Genomic DNA, 15,766 nt, shown 5'->3' on the forward strand with positions numbered 1-15,766 from the left:
AGTCTCCGGGGCGGGAATAGGGGTATGCAGGCGGCGATCAGCCGCCGCCGATGGCGTGCACGATCTCCAGGCGGTCGCCCTGCTGCAGACGCAGCTCGGCGTACTCGCTGCGCGGTACCACGTCGAGGTTGTACTCAATGGCCAGGCGCCGCTCTTGCAGCTGTAGCTGGATGAGCAGCTGCGCCAGATTGATGCCCACCGGCAACAACTGGGCCACCCCGTTGATCTGCACTTCAATCATCCAGGTTCTCCTGTCGGTGACGGCTATCGTGCTCGCAGGGTGAGGGGATTGGCGCAGCGCTTGAAGAGCCAGTCGTGGCTGCGGCACTAGTCCAGTGCGGTGATTGACGGCTGGCATCACGCGTGGGCAATAACTGGTTCTAACTGCGCGCGCTGCTTGTTCTTAGTTTCGTTTCCAGGGGTGGATCGGGCGGTGCTGCGTTGCGATGCCGAGTACTGCTCCTTCGTATGTCGGTGCCTGGAGCTTGTCTCCTGCCCGGTGACCAACAATAAAAATGCACCAGTCGAGAGGTAAGCATGAAAACAACAGCTCACGAGTACGATGCAGTCGAGGCGTTGGCCAGTGACCGCGCTCACGTCTGGCATCACCTGTCCCAGCACAAGCCGCTGGAGCAGAACGATCCGCTGATGATCGTCGAAGGCAAGGGCATGCAGGTCTGGGACATCAAGGGCAACGAATACCTGGATGCGGTCTCTGGCGGTGTGTGGACCGTCAACGTCGGTTACGGCCGCGAGAGTATTGCTGACGCGGTGCGCGATCAGCTGGTGAAGATGAATTTTTTCGCCAACTCCGCAGGCAACATTCCTGGTGCCTTGTTCGCCAAGAAGCTGATCGAGAAGATGCCTGGCCTGAGCCGGGTGTACTACTCCAACTCCGGTTCCGAGGCCAATGAGAAGGCCTACAAGATCGTGCGGCAGATTGCGCACAAGAAGTACGGTGGTAAAAAGCACAAGATTCTGTTCCGCGAGCGTGACTACCACGGCACTACCATTACTGCGCTGAGTTCAACCGGCCAGTTCGAGCGCAAGAACCAGTACGGTCCCTTCACACCGGGTTTCGTCGAGTTTCCACACTGCTGCGAATACCGCTCGCAGTTCGGTGAAGTGGCCGACTATGGCGTGCGCGCCGCCCTGGAGATGGAGCGAGTAATCCTCGCTGAAGGGCCGGATACCGTGGGTGCCGTGGTGCTCGAACCGATCACCGCTGGGGGTGGCGTTATCACGCCGCCGGAGGGTTACTGGGAGACCATTCAGGCGATCTGCAAGAAGTACGACATCCTCCTGCACATTGACGAAGTGGTCTGCGGTCTGGGCCGTACCGGTAAGTGGTTTGGCTATCAGCACTACGGCATCAAGCCGGACATCGTCACCATGGCCAAGGGGGTGGCCAGCGGTTACGCGGCGATCTCCTGCACAGTGACCACCGAGGAAGTGTTCGAAGCGTTCAAGGGTGAGGCCGATGACCGGATGGGCTACTTCCGTGACATCAGCACCTTCGGCGGCTGCACCGCAGGCCCGGCGGCGGCGCTGGAGAATATGCGAATTATCGAGGACGAGGGCTTGCTGGAGAACGTCACCCATATGGGCGAGTACTTCATGGGTCGCCTGCGTGAGCTGCAGGACAAGTATCCAATAATTGGTGATGTGCGCGGCAAGGGCCTGTTCTGTGGTCTGGAACTGGTCAAGGACCGCAAGACGAAGGAGCCGGTGCCGGAGAGCGTGCCGATTGCCATCGTCGCTGACTGCATGCGCCAAGGGGTGATGATCGGGCGTACTAACCGAAGCTTCGAGCAGTTCAACAATACCCTGTGCTTCAGCCCGGCGTTGATCGCCACACAAAAGGAGCTGGATGTGATCATCGCCGCCCTGGACAGCGCCTTTGGCCGCCTTGCAACTCATCCATAAAGTCATCCATAAAGCTTGCCAACCCTGAGTAGACCGGTCCCTTGGCTTCGTTGAGGGGCCGGTTTTGGTGTGTCTGCGGCGTTGTATGTCGAGCGCTGGATAGTCTTGCCGAGGTGTTGTTGCTAGTCTGCCTGGCAATCGCCGCGCTAGCGCTGTGCTGGCAAGAGCATTTTGAAGTGACTGGCCGAGTGGTGTGCGGTGCCAGCGCTTGTCGTTTGTTCAGTCGAGGCCGCTATGTTCCAGTTGTTCCATTTGTCCGCCGAAAAATCCACCAACCTGCAACAGCAACTGCGCGAGCAGATCGCCCAAGTGATTCTCAACGGCAATATTCCGCTCGACAGCCCGTTACCCTCTAGTCGCAAGCTGGCCAAACAGCTGAACATTGCGCGCAACACTGTGGTTCTGGCCTACGAACACCTGCTCGACGATGGCTACCTGCTGGCCCGTGAGCGTAGCGGCTACTACGTCAATCCGGATATTTTGGCTCGCAAGGTCGAGTCGCCGCGTGCGGACCAGGATGAGGCCGCCACCACCAAGCTGGACTGGTCGCAACGGCTCGTAATGCAACCCTCGCAGCAACGCAACATGAGCAAGCCACGGGATTGGCAGAATTATAAATACCCGTTTATCTACGGGCAGTTCGATCCGGCCCTGTTTCCGACCGCCAACTGGCGTGAATGCTGCCGCGACGCGGTAAGCATCCCGGCGATCCGTGACTGGGCCTCGGACCGCTTCGATAACGACGATCCCCTGCTGATGGAGCAGATCAGGACACGCCTATTGCCGCGTCGTGGTGTCTGGGCTTCGCCTGAGCAGATCCTGGTCACGGTTGGCGCGCAGCACGCCTTGTATATGCTGGCGCGTCTGCTGTTGCGCCCCGACAGCCTGATGGGCATTGAAGATCCGGGCTACATGGACATCCGCAATATCGCCATGCTCAACCCGTCGCGGGTTCAGCCGCTGGCGGTGGACAATTATGGCCTGGTACTGAGCGACGAGCTGAATGGCTGCGACCTTATCTACACCACCCCCAGCCATCAGTGCCCGAGCACCGTGACCATGCCCTTGGAGCGCCGCTACGAATTGTTGCAGCGGGCCAATGAGCACGATTTTCTAATCATTGAGGACGACTACGAAAGCGAGACCAACTTCAAGGGCAGCCCGATCCCGGCGCTCAAGAGTCTGGACAAGAATGATCGGGTGCTTTACGTCGGCAGCCTGTCAAAGACTCTGGCGCCCGGCTTGCGGGTTGGCTATCTGGTAGGTCCCGAAGCCTTGATCCGCGAGGCGCGGGCGTTGCGTCGACTGATGGTGCGTCATCCGGCGGCGAACAATCAGCGCTCGGTGGCGCTGTTCCTTGAGCGCGGTTACCACGATGCGTTGATCATGAGCCTGATGCGTGCTTACGAGGAGCGCCATCAGCAGATGGGCGATGCCCTGCGTGAGTACCTGCCGGAATCCTCCAAGGAGCCGAGCTTCGGCGGCTCCTGCTACTGGGTCAAGGGGCCCGACAGCCTGGATGCGCGACGTCTGCAGAAGGAAGCCGCCGACCACGGCATCCTGATCGAGCCCGGCGATATTCATTTCTTCGGTGAGCAACCGCCGCTCAACTACTTCCGTCTGGGATACTCGTCGATTACAGCCGATCGCATCCGTCCGGGGATCAAACTGCTTGCTGATCTCATCCAGCAGCTCAGCTAACAGACCCTTGAACACCACGACCCTCGGTTATGCAGCGTTGAGCCCACTTCGGCGCAGCATCCAAGGGTCAGCGAAGCCCACGAATTACCCATCTACAGCGCATCTTCCCCGCGCTTTTGCCTGACGATCGCTCGTTAGCGGTTTCAATGGTCTGCGAAGACCTCATTGCCGATTTTCGAAATTGCCCCCCGCGCCAATAACGGCGTGGGTTTGCGGCTTGTATGACGCCTGTCGTGCACCTGCCTGGGCCGTCTGTGCCTGCTGGCGAATCTGGACCCTGCTGGCTTAACAGGTGGTCTTCAACTGGTTCTATCTGCCACTTCCCCCCGGCTCCTACTCTAGCCCCAAGGCAGCCAGTCCTCGCTCCAAGGCGAACGAGAGACGGCTCGCTCGACTTGCCCCAAAACTCCATCACAACAACAACCGGAGAGATCGGCATGCGTAAAGGAGCTACACAGAGCAAGCCCCACGAGTTCCGCGCCGCCTGTGGTCGCATCGCCGCCCGCACCGAGATGAGCGTCAAGGTCAAGGAATCCCAGGCCAACGAACGTCGTCAACTGCGCCGCACCCCGTACCTGGCCATCGGCCTGAGCATTCATGTTGGACAGCGTGCCTGTCCTGAAGTGTATCCCTATGCGCCCATGCCGCTGAAAGGCTGAGCCCCGAGTAATTGGCGGCGCAGCCGCCATACCTTAAGCAACGAGAGGAATATCGATATGCCACGCATGACCCCCAGCGAAGCAATGGTTGAAACACTGGTTGCCAACGGCGTCACCGACGTCTTTGGCATCATGGGTTCGGCCTTTATGGATGCGATGGATATCTTCGCTCCGGCCGGCATCCGTTTTATCCCTGTGGTCCACGAGCAGGGCGCCGGTCACATGGCCGACGGCTTCTCCCGGGTCAGTGGTCGTCACGGCGTGTGCATCGCGCAGAACGGCCCCGGCATCACCAACTTCGTCACCGCCATCGCCGCTGCCTACTGGGCGCACAGCCCGGTGGTGGTCATCACTCCGGAAACCGGATCGATGAGCCAGGGCCTTGGTGGTTTCCAGGAAGCCCAGCAACTGCCGTTCTTCGAGACCATCACCAAGTACCAGGCCCATGTGCCGAATCCGGCGCGGATGGCCGAACTGACCGCCCGTTGCTTCGATCGGGCGATGCAAGAAAACGGTCCGACCCAGCTGAATATTCCGCGTGACTTCTTCTACGGCGATATCAACGTCGAGATCCCCACGCCGATCCGTATCGAGCGCAGCGCCGGTGGCGAGCAGAGCCTGGCCGAGGCAGCCCAGCTACTGGCGGCGGCGAAGAACCCGGTGATCATCTCCGGAGGGGGCGTGGTCATGGGCGACGCAGTTGAGGCCTGTAAAGCGCTGGCCGAATATCTCGGCGCGCCGGTGGTCAACAGCTACCTGCACAACGACTCTTTCCCGGCCAGCCACCCGTTGTGGTGCGGCCCGCTTGGTTACCAGGGCTCCAAGGCCGCAATGAAGCTGCTGTCGCGCGCCGACGTGGTCCTGGCTCTGGGGACTCGCCTGGGTCCATTCGGCACCCTGCCGCAACACGGCCTTGATTACTGGCCGAAGCAGGCGAAGGTGATCCAGATCGACTGCGACTCGAAAATGCTCGGCCTGGTGAAAAAAATCACCGTCGGTATCTGCGGCGACGCCAAGGCCGCGGCGGTTAACCTGCTCGGTCGTCTGGAGAACCTCGACGTACTGTGCCTGGAAAACAAGGGCGCGCGTGCCGAGGAAATCGCCAAGGAAAAAGCCGACTGGGAAACCGAGTTGAGCGGCTGGATCCACGAGAAGGACGAATACTCGCTGGAGATGATCAAGGAGCAGAGTGGCGAGGACGGCAATTACCTGCACCCGCGCCAGGTCCTGCGTGAGCTGGAGAAAGCCATGCCAGCCGATGCCATGGTCTCCACCGACATCGGTAACATCAACTCAGTATCCAACAGCTACCTGCGCTTCGAGAAGCCGCGCTCGTTCTTCGCCGCCATGAGCTTTGGCAACTGCGGCTACGCGCTGCCGACCATCATCGGTGCCAAGGTCGCCGCACCGCACCGCACCGCCATTTCCTACGCCGGTGACGGCGCCTGGGGCATGTCGATGATGGAAATCATGACCTGCGTGCGCGAAAACATCCCGGTCACCTCGATCGTGTTCCATAACCGTCAGTGGGGCGCGGAGAAGAAGAACCAAGTGGACTTCTACAACCGTCGCTTCGTCGCAGGTGAGTTGGAAAACCAGAGCTTCGCCGGCATTGCCCGCTCGATGGGGGCCGAAGGCGTCACCGTTGACCGTCTGGAAGACGTCGGCCCGGCGCTCATGGCTGCTTGCGAGGCACAAAAGGCTGGCAAGACCACGGTGATCGAGATCATGTGTACCCGCGAACTGGGCGATCCGTTCCGCCGCGATGCGCTGTCCAAGCCAGTGCGCTTCCTCGAGAAGTACAGAGACTACGTCTGAGTCGCCGGGTGACCGGTTTGCGCCGGACACCTACAGCCAGTGGCCTGTGTGGCGGGTTTAACTAGCCGCACAGGCCACCAGGAATACTGCAACGGCGCTTTCGGGCGTTGTTGCAGCTTCGACCGTGAACAAACAGGAATCCAAGCATGTTGAGCACTATTCCACCGGAATGCCCGGCGTTCCTGCTTGATCGGGCGAAAGCCCTGCCGCGCGTGGTCACGGCGGTGGTCAATCCGGTCAATCTGCTGAGCCTGAGCAGTGCCAAGCGGGCTTGCGATGAAGGGCTTATCGAGCCGGTGCTGGTCGGTGATCAGACGAAGATCCGTGCCCTGGCCGAAGAACTCGACTGGGACCTGCATGACCTGCGCGTGCTGCACGTCAGTGATGATGAACAGTGCGCCGAAGTCGCCTGCATGCAGGCTGGGGCCGGTCACGCAGAGGCTGTCATGAAGGGGCATCTGCACACGGATACCTTGCTGCGTGCAGTACTCAAGCGCGAAGTCGGACTGCGTACTGCCAGCCGTCTCAGTCATGTGTTTCATATGACTCTGCCGGGCAGCGACAAAGCATTGTCGATCACCGATGCGGTGATCAACGTGCAGCCTACGATCATCGACAAGATCCATATCGCCCGCAACGCCATCGAGCTGATGCACGCCTTGGGCTATGAGAAGCCGTGCATGGCGGTGCTGTCCGGTACCGAGGAAGTGACGCGCAGCATGCCGTCCAGCCAGGATGCCTGCGAGCTGGCCAAACTGGCGGCGCTCGGTGTCCTGGGCGACGCCTGCGTCGACGGTCCGCTGGCCTTCGACAACGCGGTGTCGCTGGAAGCGGCGCGGATCAAAGGCATTGGCGGCGAGGTAGCGGGCAATGCCGATATCCTGTTGGTGCCGAACCTGGAAGCCGGTAATTTTCTGTTCAAACAGATGGTGTATTTCATGAGTGCCACGGCCGCCGGCTTGGTGCTGGGCGCGCGGGTGCCGATCATTCTCACCTCGCGTGCCGACCCTTTGGAGGCGCGCCTGGCGTCCTGCGCTCTGGCTTCCATTTTTATCGATTATCATCGGCAGTCGCGCAGCCGCTTGCTGGCTGCTGGCTAAGCAACCCCAAGACCCAAGGAAAACCACGATGGCTGTGCAACGATATGGCTTTATCTTCAAGGCGCCAGGCATGCAGTTCCTCACCCACAACGGGCGCCTCGAGTCCGAAACCTTCGCCGCGACCCTGTGCGGCGTTGCGAGCGTCGAGGAAGCGGTGCTGGTGGCGCAGGAGTTGTTGACCCGGCATGTGCAATTGATCGAGCTGGGCGGCGCCTTCACCGAGGCCGAAGTCGAGCAGATCCGCACCGCCATTGACGACCGGATTCCAGTGGCCGCCGTGAAATACAGTCCCGAAACGCACCAGCGCCTGCAGCAGTTGTCCGCCTGAGGTGCGTCGCCTCGGATGATCTGCGGGCCTCAATCGCTGCGTAGCTTGGATGCATCCGGAAAATCGACTGATCTGGTCCCGGACCCCCGGTGTCAGGATAGTTGTCGCCTCTCCGGTTTTTCCTGAAAAAGCATATCGGGGGCGGAAAGAGACTGGTTGTGCCGTACTATTCACCTGAACGCAAAGCCGCATTGCTGAAGATGCTGCTTCCCCCGCCGAACCTATCAATGGCCGAGGTTTCCCGGCGTGAAGGGGTCAGCGAAATGTCTTTGTCCAACTGGCGCAAGAAGGTCAGTTCTGAAGGAAGCGCAGTGCCAGAAGACAAGCCACTCCCCGAGAACTGGTCTGCTGAAGCCCGGTTTGCTGTCGTCCTTGAAACCGCCGGTCTGTCGGAGCTTGAGCTGGGCGAATATTGCAGGCGAAAAGGTCTTTACCTCGAACACATCAACGCCTGGCGCCAAGCCTGTATCGCTGGCCAGCAGACCGTTCAGGTCCAGCAAAAGGTCGACCGCGAGCAAGCGCGCAAGGACAAGAAGCGCATCCAGGACCTTGAGCGTGAGCTACGCCGCAAAGACAAGGCGCTGGCCGAAACAGCCGCGTTGTTGGTGCTGCGAAAAAAGCTCAACGACTACTGGGGGACCGACAACGAGGACAACTGACGTCTTTGCCGGAACGGCAGTTACTCGTGGCGTGGTTGACCGAAGCCATCGCAGCAGGAACCAGAAAAGTCAGGGCTTGCCAGGAGGTCGGCCTGTCACTCAGAACCTTGCAGCGATGGACTGAAGCAGACGTTATCGAGGCCGATGCCCGAACGACCACCGTACGACCAGCGCCGCGCAATGCGTTGAGCGCGGTCGAGCGACAAGCGATCGTGGCGCTGTGCAACAGCCCTGCGTATGCCCATCTGCCGCCGAGCCAGATCGTACCGCGCCTGGCCGATCAAGAGCGTTATCTGGCGTCGGAGGCGACCCAAGGCCAATGGCAAGCAACGACCACTCGGCATCCCCACTCTGCGAGATCGTATTGTTCAACGGGCTATGCTGATGGCCATGGAGCCCATTTGGGAGAGTGAGTTTCACACGCTCTCGTATGGTTTTCGGCCTGAACGCAGTGTCCACCATGCAATTCGTACTGTGAAACTCCAACTCACAGACAATACAGAAACGAGGGGCCGCTGGGTCATTGAGGGTGACTTATCCAGCTACTTCGACACCGTGCATCATCGCCTGCTGATGAAAGCCGTACGCCGCAGAATCAGAGACACTCGTTTCATGGAGCTGCTGTGGAAAACAATCAAGGCCGGGCATATTGATGTCGGACTCTTCCGGGCTGCCAGTGAAGGAGTGCCGCAGGGTGGCGTTATATCGCCGCTACTGTCGAACATCATGCTCAATGAATTCGATCAGTACCTGCATGAACATTACCTGAACCAGAAAGCCCGAAAAGATCGGTGGTACTGGAACCATAGCATCCAGGTTGGTCGAAGCACGGCGATCAGAGAGAACTGGCAATGGAAGCCAGCCGTTGCTTACTGCCGATACGCCGATGACTTTGTGATCATCGTCAAAGGCACTAAAGCACAAGCGCAAGCCATCAGAGAAGAATGCCGGAGTGTGCTTGAAGACAGCCTGAAACTAAGGCTAAACATGGAGAAGACCAAGATCACTCATGTGAACGACGGATTTGTCTTTCTGGGCCATCGGATTATCCGCAAGCGTAACCCCTACGGCGATATGCGCGTGGTAACGACGATACCACAAGACAAAGCCAGAAGCTTCGCAGCATCACTGACGGCATTGTTATCAGGTAACTACAGTGAAAGCAAAATCGATATGGTTGAGTCGATCAACCGAAAACTGAAAGGCTGGGCGGCGTTTTATCAATTCGTTGATTTCAAAGCCAAAGTATTCAGTTATATCGATCGTGTCGTGTTTTGGAAACTGGCCCATTGGCTGGCTCATAAATACCGTTCCCGTATCAAGCCCCTGATGCGCCAATGGTGCAAAGCACCTAAGCCTGGCCAAAGTAAGACCTGGGTTTTATTTGGCAAGACTAATAACGGCAAGCTCAGTGGTGAAACACTGTATCGGTTAGTTGGGCAAGGCAAGAAGCTGTTCCGGTGGCGCCTGCCCGAAGGTAATCCCTACCTGAGGTCGGAACCCAGGAACACATGGACCTCGCGTTTCACTGAAGTGGCTATGGCGTTCGCCAGCGTTTAAACGGAGTGCATTGAAAGGTGCACGTCCGGTTCGGTGAGGAGAGGCAGGGAAATAGTCCGACTACGCCCTGCCTCTTACTCAACTGCCGTCACCGATACGCGGGAAGTATTACTACCTCTATCTGATCGAAGATATTTACAGCCGCAAAGCCGTGGGCTGGGAGGTCTACGAAGTGGAAAGCGGCGAAAAAGCCGCTGCGTTACTGCAACGCAGCGTGATCGGCGAGCAGTGTTTACGCGAACCGCTGGTGCTGCACTCGGACAACGGAGCGCCGATGAAATCGGTGACGCTTTTGAGCAAGATGTACGAGCTGGGCATCACGCCCTCGCGGGGACGACCGCGTGTCAGCAACGACAATCCCTACTCGGAGTCGTTGTTTAGAACGCTGAAATACTGCCCGCAATGGCCACAAGATGGCTTTGCCAGTTTGGACGCTGCACGAGCGTGGGTGAGGGATTTCATGCGCTGGTATAACCACGAGCACCGACATAGCCGTATCCGGTTCGTCACGCCAGCCGAGCGGCATCGAGGGCTGGACTATCAAGTGTTGGCCCGGCGACATGAGGTGTACGAACGAGCCAAGGAGAAAAAACCGGAGCGGTGGTCAGGTCGGACGCGTAACTGGGAGCCGATCGGTACCGTGTTGTTGAACCCGGATCGAGAGCAACAGGTCGAGAAAAGAGCGGCATAGTTAGACGGTTGACGCGACAACTACCTTGAAAAACGCCGCGGATTACATCTGGGCATACTGATTTTCTCTTTAGGGCGCGGTGGCGCAGCGTGCGTGAGCCATTTCAGCCTGCCAGGCGGCCAACACCCGTCGACGCCACCAGTCACTGCCTTCGATCAGTTGGCGGATCAGCGCCTGCTGATCCGCGTCACCGGCGAACTGCTGCGGACGCGGTAATACCGGCAGTTTGGGGAGCAGGGCCTGGTAGATCTGTAGCTGTTTGTCGATACTTTTCTGTGGTTCGCTGAGGCAGGGCAGTTGCGGTAACTGCGGGCACAGATAGAACAACAGCTGTCGGGTTGCCGTCTGCACTTGTTCGCTGGCGAACAACGCCAGATTGCACGCCTTGAGCAGCTCTGCGGCCAACGGCAGATCCTCGGTGCCACAGCTTCCGACGATTTGCCCCCAGCGTGGAGCCAACTCCTGGCGAATGAAGCCATCCAGGCGCGCGGCCAATTCATCCTCGCTAAAGCCATGAAAATCCAGCCCGAAGCAGTCCTTCAGAATGCGCAGATAGGTCTTGTCGACCAGGGTGCGGCCGGCGTTTTGCCAGCCTAAGCCGGCGGCCTTGGCCAGGTTGCCATAGAACTGCAACAGCAGGGCGTTCTCGCTGCTACGCGCGTCCATGCCCGAGGCAAACGCCGGATGCGGCTGTGGCCAGCTCTGACGCAGGCGTTCTCCGAGCTGGACGAGACGCAGGTGATCCAGAGTCATGTGATTTCTCCGCTTGGCAAAGCACGTGTTCAACGAGTCATTCGCAGACACCGCACGACGCTCGGCAGGGCCGCGGCCTGGCGCGTTGCGAAGGCATGCGCGCATGACTATAGGGGCTACTGCTGCAGCGTATTAGCACCAGCTGCCAGCTGCGCTCTGGGCCAAGCACGCAGGTGTCGGTTGGCCCCTACGACCGCCTTGACGTGGTCCTAATGGGGGGGCGGAGTTTTCTCTAGCATCGAAACCCAGTGATTTCATAACCACAGGGTGTAGCTGAGCACATGACAATAAAACAGCACCACACAATCCCCCCCGTGCACAGCCTGTCGCCTGACACGGCTCAGCCGTCGGCGTCCTGGTTAATACGCCGTCAGCAGAAACTCAACCTATTACTGCCGGGTATCATCGCCGCAATGATAGTCGCCGCCAGTGCCTCTTTCCTTTCCGAGCATTACGGTGCGCCGGTGATGTTGATGGCCCTGTTGCTGGGCATGGCACTAGGCTTCCTCTCCCAGGAGGGGCGTGCGGTCGCGGGTATTCGCTTCACCTCCAGCACCATCCTGCGTGGCGGCGTGGCGCTGCTGGGCATGCGCATCACCGTTGAGCAGATTCTCTCGCTGGGGGGGACGCTGATGGCGGTGGTGATCGGTGCAGTTTTCTTGACCATCAGTTTCGGCATCATCCTTTCTCGGCTACTCGGCCAGTCACGGGATCTCGGCATTCTCAGCGGCGGCAGCGTGGGCATCTGCGGCGCCTCGGCGGCGCTGGCAATTTCCGCGGTACTGCCGCAAGACAAGGATAGCGAGCGCAACATCATCTTCACTGTGATCAGCGTGACTGCGCTGAGCACCATCGCGATGATTGCCTATCCGCCGATCGCCCAATGGATCGGCCTGGACGCCCATCAGGCCGGGATATTCCTCGGCGCAACTATTCACGATGTGGCCCAGGTGGTCGGTGCCGGCTACAGCATGTCGGAGGAAACCGGAGATACCGCGACCGTGGTCAAGCTGTTGCGCGTGGCAATGCTGGTGCCGATCGTCTTCAGTCTGTCGTTGCTGCTGCGTAAGCGCGGTGATGGTGGTCCGCGCCCGGCACTGCCGTTGCCCTTGTTCATCATCTTCTTTGTGCTGTTTGTCGCCATTAACAGCAGTGGCGTAGCTTCGACGCAGGTGCAGGAGTTTGCCGGCGATGTGTCGCGCTGGTGTCTGGTTACAGCTATCGCCGCTCTGGGAATGAAAACCTCACTGAAGGCGCTGCTGGAAGTAGGCTGGCGTCCGGCGACCCTGTTAGTCAGTGAAACTGTGTTTCTCGCGACGTTGATATTGTTTGCGGTGAAGTGGCTGGGATGAGCCAGCGTCATGGGTGACTTGCATCGCCCCCGCCTGATCACCAGACTGCCGCCGACACGATAACTGTGCGGCGGCAGGCTGGCTTAACCAGCAATGGAGGCGGTATGAGCCTGCAAGTACATCTGATTTTTCTGTGTTGTGTGGCCCTGGCAACCGTAGCCCAGAGCCTCACCGGCTTCGCCTTCGGCCTGATCCTGATGGGCTTGGTCGCTTCCCTGCACATGGTGCCGCTAACTGAGGTAGCGGTGGTGATCAGTATCCTCACCCTGGGTAACGCCATGGGTACGCTGGGCGGGCCGAAACCGCAGTTGGACCGCGCGGTGCTGATGCCCGTGTTGATCAGCAGTCTGCTTGGCGTCAGCCTGGGAGTGTGGGGGCTCGACGCGTTGAATGGTAGCCAGCTAACCTGGCTTCGCCTTCTGCTCGGCATACTGATAGTCGCGGCCAGCCTCATGCTTGTGGTGCAAAACAAACCGAAAACGCAACTGTCCCGGCAGCCTTCGTTCTGGCTGGCCGGTGGCCTGTGCGGACTGCTCAATGGCTTGTTCTCCAGCGGCGGGCCGCCGATTGTTTATCACCTGTATCGCCAGCCTTTGGGCTACGAAATCATCCGCAATACCCTGATCACGGTGTTTGCTGCCAACGCGGCGGCGCGCCTTGGCCTGGTCGTAGCGCAAGGACAGATGCAACTGTCCACGTTGTTGTTGAGTGCCGAAGCATTGCCGTTGGTGGTGCTGGTCAGTTGGCTGGTCCGCCGTTATCCACCGAGGTTGTCGCCGCGTACGGTGCGTTGGCTGGTCTTCGTACTGATGGCGCTAGCTGGCGTCAGCTTGATCTGGGATTCATTGCCGGGGTTTTTGGCAGCAACCTCGGCATGAATGCTGACCGCGTTAGTGATGCAGACCAGCGACGCCTTCCCCAGTTGCCCAGGAAGGGGCCTGGCCGCGCCGGGACTGGGCTTAGTGGCGCAGTATGAACGTCGCCAGGGTTTGCAGATCCTCCGGGCTTAACTGCGCGTAAGGCGGCATAGGGATTTCCCCCCATTTTCCGGCACCGCCGCGCTGAATGCTGGACGCTATCTTGGCCAGTGCCTGCGGATCACTCCCATACTTGGCAGCGACATCGTGATAAGCCGGGCCTACAACCTTGTGATCAATCGCGTGGCAGGACAGACAGGCGTGGTTCTGGAGCAAAGCCATGGCGTCGACTTTTGCTACAGGCGCCGCCGAGAGCTGGCCCGCCGGCGGGTTCGAGGCAGCCTGCACATCGGCATCGCTCGCATGGGCACTACCGTAGGCCACCGCAAGGTAGGCGCCGATAATGTTCACATCCTGATCGCTGATCGGAGCGCCATACACGTGCTGCATCTTGCTCGCTTCTGCAGTCCACTGCGCCAGGGTCATGCCAGGAGGCTGGAAGTTGATGTAATCGGCAGAATGGCAGGTGGAACATTTCTGCTGGGCCAACGGGTAGCCAGGCAGAGCATTGGGCTTGAACACAGCCGTTTCGGGCGGCAAGGTGATCGATAGTGGCGCTGCGCTAACCATGGCAGCCAAACAAACCTGAGCCGCGCACAGCAAGGTGGTCATGCGTTTCATGCGTTTCATGCGGGCCCCCTCAGGCGACGGTCACGTGGCTGGTTTCTACGACGTGGCGGCGGTAGCCAGCGGGGTTCCAGTCGGCTCGCAGCGGTTGCGTCTCGCCCGCACTGTTACTGGCTCGCACCATTAACTGTGTGGCGCCCTTGCTGGTAAAGGTTATCGGCAGCGTCCACTCACGGAAGGAGAAACGGCCAAGGTCCTGCCCAAGCTTGGCTTCGCGCCAGGTTTTTCCGCCGTCGATCGATAGTTCCACCTTATTGACCCCAACGCCGCCGTCGAACGCAATGCCCTTGAGCACCACGTTTTTTTTCAGCGGCAAGACATCACCGTGCTTGATGCTGGTGATGAAGCTGCGTACCGGCAACTTGGAAATCGGCTGAGTCTTCGCCGCCGTGGTGCCGGGGGCGATGCAAAAACAATCGTTATCCGGAACACGGTAGCCTTTGGCCATAAAAAAGCCGTCATAGGTGTGGTCGACGACTTCGATCTCACTCAGGTGCTTGACCCAATACGTGCCGAAATAGCCTGGCACCACCAGACGTATCGGGTAACCGTTGAGGAATGGCAGGTCGGTACCGTTCATCGACCAGGCGATCATGGGCTCGCCATCCATGGCATGGCTGATGTCCAGGGCCTTGATGAACTCTGGCGTGCTCGGCAGCACTGGCTTATCGAGCCCACGGAATGTCACTTGCTTGGCCTCGGCTTTAACACCTGCCTTTTCCAACACCGCCTTGAGCGGCACCCCCACCCAACGGGCATTCCCCATCGAACCATTGCCCAGTTGGGCGCCGAACACGCGCGGCATAAAAAAACCACGGCTATTGCCGGAGCACTGATTGACAGCCACCACCTCTACCGGGTCGATGAGAGTCTTGAGTTCTGCAAGGGACAGCGACAGAGGCGTGTTGACCGAGCCCTTGATCGTCAATCGGTAGCTGTCCGGATCAATACTGGTAGGGAAATTGGCCAGGTGGTAACGCACGAAAAAGGCGTCATTCGGCGTGATGGGCCCTTCGTTGAACACAGGGAATGGCGTCTCAAGGTGCGGCGGGCGAGTGGTCACCAAGGTCAATGGTCGTTTTTGCGGGTATTGCACCAGCGGCCGTGGGCCAGCAGCAAAGGTCACTTCTTCGGCGGTTTCGTCGGCTGCCTTGGTTTCGTCGGCTGCCCTGGCCAGGCTTGCCAACGGAGAGGCCGCCACCGCCAGTGTGAAGGCATCGCGTAGAATGCGCCGGCGGCTCGGATTGCTGTTTTCTACAAAACTGAACTTCATTCTGCACTCTCTATGATTGTATTAATGAGATGCAATTGACAGCTTCCCGTCAGGGCCGCGAGGCATCGGGTAATTCCCCCATTTTTGATATTCACCAGAAATTGACATCAGGCCACCAGGGCCAACTTCTGTTTAGGGGTGATGCCTCAGAGGGCCATACTCGGACGCTTGTGACTGTACGTATAGATCCAGTTCATGCCTTGGTGTTGGACCTCAGCTAGCTCGCTGAAAGGTCATGAGCAATGCTGAATGAGGCATGTTCAATACTGCGCATACTGGATTTCAGGCACAAAAAAAGACGTCCGAGGACGTCTTTTTTTGTGGATTTGGTGGAAGGCGGTG

The 15,766-nt window shown here is 59.1% G+C and carries 12 protein-coding genes and 3 pseudogenes; 11 read left to right on the forward strand and 4 right to left on the reverse strand.

From position 1 onward, the window contains the following. Positions 1-37: 37 nt before the first annotated feature. Complete coding sequence (gene thiS / locus NVV94_RS03565; protein WP_258447613.1) at positions 38-238, reverse strand: sulfur carrier protein ThiS; 201 nt, start codon at positions 236-238, stop codon at positions 38-40. Between the two features lie 299 nt (positions 239-537). Between thiS and NVV94_RS03570 the strand changes: the two genes are divergently transcribed. From NVV94_RS03570 to NVV94_RS03610, 9 genes and pseudogenes are all read left to right on the forward strand, one after another. Beyond that, positions 538-1,926, forward strand: coding sequence for an aspartate aminotransferase family protein (locus NVV94_RS03570; protein ID WP_258445877.1), 1,389 nt, complete (start codon positions 538-540; stop codon positions 1,924-1,926). Between the two features lie 234 nt (positions 1,927-2,160). Further along, on the forward strand, positions 2,161-3,627 hold the full coding sequence (locus NVV94_RS03575; RefSeq protein ID WP_258445878.1) for a PLP-dependent aminotransferase family protein: 1,467 nt from the start codon (positions 2,161-2,163) through the stop codon (positions 3,625-3,627). A 437-nt stretch (positions 3,628-4,064) separates the two neighbouring features. Beyond that, complete coding sequence (locus NVV94_RS03580) at positions 4,065-4,286, forward strand: hypothetical protein (RefSeq protein WP_258445879.1); 222 nt, start codon at positions 4,065-4,067, stop codon at positions 4,284-4,286. Between the two features lie 57 nt (positions 4,287-4,343). Beyond that, the gene (xsc, locus tag NVV94_RS03585; RefSeq protein ID WP_258445880.1) at positions 4,344-6,104 is read left to right on the forward strand and encodes a sulfoacetaldehyde acetyltransferase; all 1,761 of its coding nucleotides are present in this window, start codon (positions 4,344-4,346) and stop codon (positions 6,102-6,104) included. Between the two features lie 146 nt (positions 6,105-6,250). Beyond that, complete coding sequence (locus tag NVV94_RS03590) at positions 6,251-7,204, forward strand: bifunctional enoyl-CoA hydratase/phosphate acetyltransferase (RefSeq protein ID WP_258445881.1); 954 nt, start codon at positions 6,251-6,253, stop codon at positions 7,202-7,204. A gap of 28 nt (positions 7,205-7,232) precedes the next feature. Beyond that, entirely contained in the window at positions 7,233-7,532 is a 300-nt protein-coding gene (locus NVV94_RS03595) for a DUF6506 family protein (RefSeq protein WP_258445882.1), read from the forward strand. Positions 7,533-7,690: 158 nt separating this feature from the next. Further along, a pseudogene (locus tag NVV94_RS03600) lies at positions 7,691-8,502 on the forward strand (transposase); the annotation flags it as partial. Beyond that, positions 8,501-9,751 (forward strand): annotated as a pseudogene (locus tag NVV94_RS03605) (reverse transcriptase domain-containing protein); the annotation flags it as partial. The pseudogenes NVV94_RS03600 and NVV94_RS03605, both read left to right, overlap by 2 nt. A 73-nt stretch (positions 9,752-9,824) precedes the next feature. Next, positions 9,825-10,442 (forward strand): annotated as a pseudogene (locus NVV94_RS03610) (transposase); the annotation flags it as partial. A 69-nt stretch (positions 10,443-10,511) separates the two neighbouring features. On the opposite strand, the gene NVV94_RS03615 reads toward NVV94_RS03610, so the two are convergent. Further along, positions 10,512-11,195 carry a hypothetical protein gene (locus NVV94_RS03615; protein ID WP_258445883.1) on the reverse strand — a complete coding sequence of 228 codons (684 nt, stop codon included), beginning with the start codon at positions 11,193-11,195 and terminating at the stop codon, positions 10,512-10,514. Between the two features lie 281 nt (positions 11,196-11,476). Here NVV94_RS03615 and NVV94_RS03620 point away from each other — a divergent pair, with 281 nt between their 5' ends. Together NVV94_RS03620 and NVV94_RS03625 are read left to right on the forward strand one after the other, a co-directional pair. After that, positions 11,477-12,547, forward strand: a complete 1,071-nt coding sequence (locus NVV94_RS03620; RefSeq protein WP_258445884.1) for a YeiH family protein — start codon at positions 11,477-11,479, stop codon at positions 12,545-12,547. A 104-nt stretch (positions 12,548-12,651) separates the two neighbouring features. Then, positions 12,652-13,425, forward strand: coding sequence for a sulfite exporter TauE/SafE family protein (locus tag NVV94_RS03625; RefSeq protein ID WP_258445885.1), 774 nt, complete (start codon positions 12,652-12,654; stop codon positions 13,423-13,425). An 81-nt stretch (positions 13,426-13,506) separates the two neighbouring features. Here NVV94_RS03625 and NVV94_RS03630 read toward each other — a convergent pair whose 3' ends face one another. Further along, positions 13,507-14,154 carry a c-type cytochrome gene (locus NVV94_RS03630; protein WP_258445886.1) on the reverse strand — a complete coding sequence of 216 codons (648 nt, stop codon included), beginning with the start codon at positions 14,152-14,154 and terminating at the stop codon, positions 13,507-13,509. 10 nt (positions 14,155-14,164) lie between these two features. Beyond that, positions 14,165-15,424 carry a molybdopterin-dependent oxidoreductase gene (locus NVV94_RS03635; protein WP_258445887.1) on the reverse strand — a complete coding sequence of 420 codons (1,260 nt, stop codon included), beginning with the start codon at positions 15,422-15,424 and terminating at the stop codon, positions 14,165-14,167. Positions 15,425-15,766 lie beyond the last annotated feature (342 nt).

The organism is Pseudomonas sp. LS1212, from assembly GCF_024741815.1.
Classification (GTDB): domain Bacteria; phylum Pseudomonadota; class Gammaproteobacteria; order Pseudomonadales; family Pseudomonadaceae; genus Aquipseudomonas.

What these genes read in the sequence shown, in the direction of transcription:
- NVV94_RS03570 (WP_258445877.1), top strand. Translation starts at nt 538, where the DNA reads ATGAAAACAACAGCTCACGAGTACGATGCAGTCGAGGCGTTGGCCAGT.
- NVV94_RS03575 (WP_258445878.1), top strand. Translation starts at nt 2,161, where the DNA reads ATGTTCCAGTTGTTCCATTTGTCCGCCGAAAAATCCACCAACCTGCAA.
- NVV94_RS03580 (WP_258445879.1), top strand. Translation starts at nt 4,065, where the DNA reads ATGCGTAAAGGAGCTACACAGAGCAAGCCCCACGAGTTCCGCGCCGCC.
- xsc (WP_258445880.1), top strand. Translation starts at nt 4,344, where the DNA reads ATGCCACGCATGACCCCCAGCGAAGCAATGGTTGAAACACTGGTTGCC.
- NVV94_RS03590 (WP_258445881.1), top strand. Translation starts at nt 6,251, where the DNA reads ATGTTGAGCACTATTCCACCGGAATGCCCGGCGTTCCTGCTTGATCGG.
- NVV94_RS03595 (WP_258445882.1), top strand. Translation starts at nt 7,233, where the DNA reads ATGGCTGTGCAACGATATGGCTTTATCTTCAAGGCGCCAGGCATGCAG.
- NVV94_RS03615 (WP_258445883.1), bottom strand. Translation starts at nt 11,195, where the DNA reads ATGACTCTGGATCACCTGCGTCTCGTCCAGCTCGGAGAACGCCTGCGT.
- NVV94_RS03620 (WP_258445884.1), top strand. Translation starts at nt 11,477, where the DNA reads ATGACAATAAAACAGCACCACACAATCCCCCCCGTGCACAGCCTGTCG.
- NVV94_RS03625 (WP_258445885.1), top strand. Translation starts at nt 12,652, where the DNA reads ATGAGCCTGCAAGTACATCTGATTTTTCTGTGTTGTGTGGCCCTGGCA.
- NVV94_RS03630 (WP_258445886.1), bottom strand. Translation starts at nt 14,154, where the DNA reads ATGAAACGCATGAAACGCATGACCACCTTGCTGTGCGCGGCTCAGGTT.
- NVV94_RS03635 (WP_258445887.1), bottom strand. Translation starts at nt 15,424, where the DNA reads ATGAAGTTCAGTTTTGTAGAAAACAGCAATCCGAGCCGCCGGCGCATT.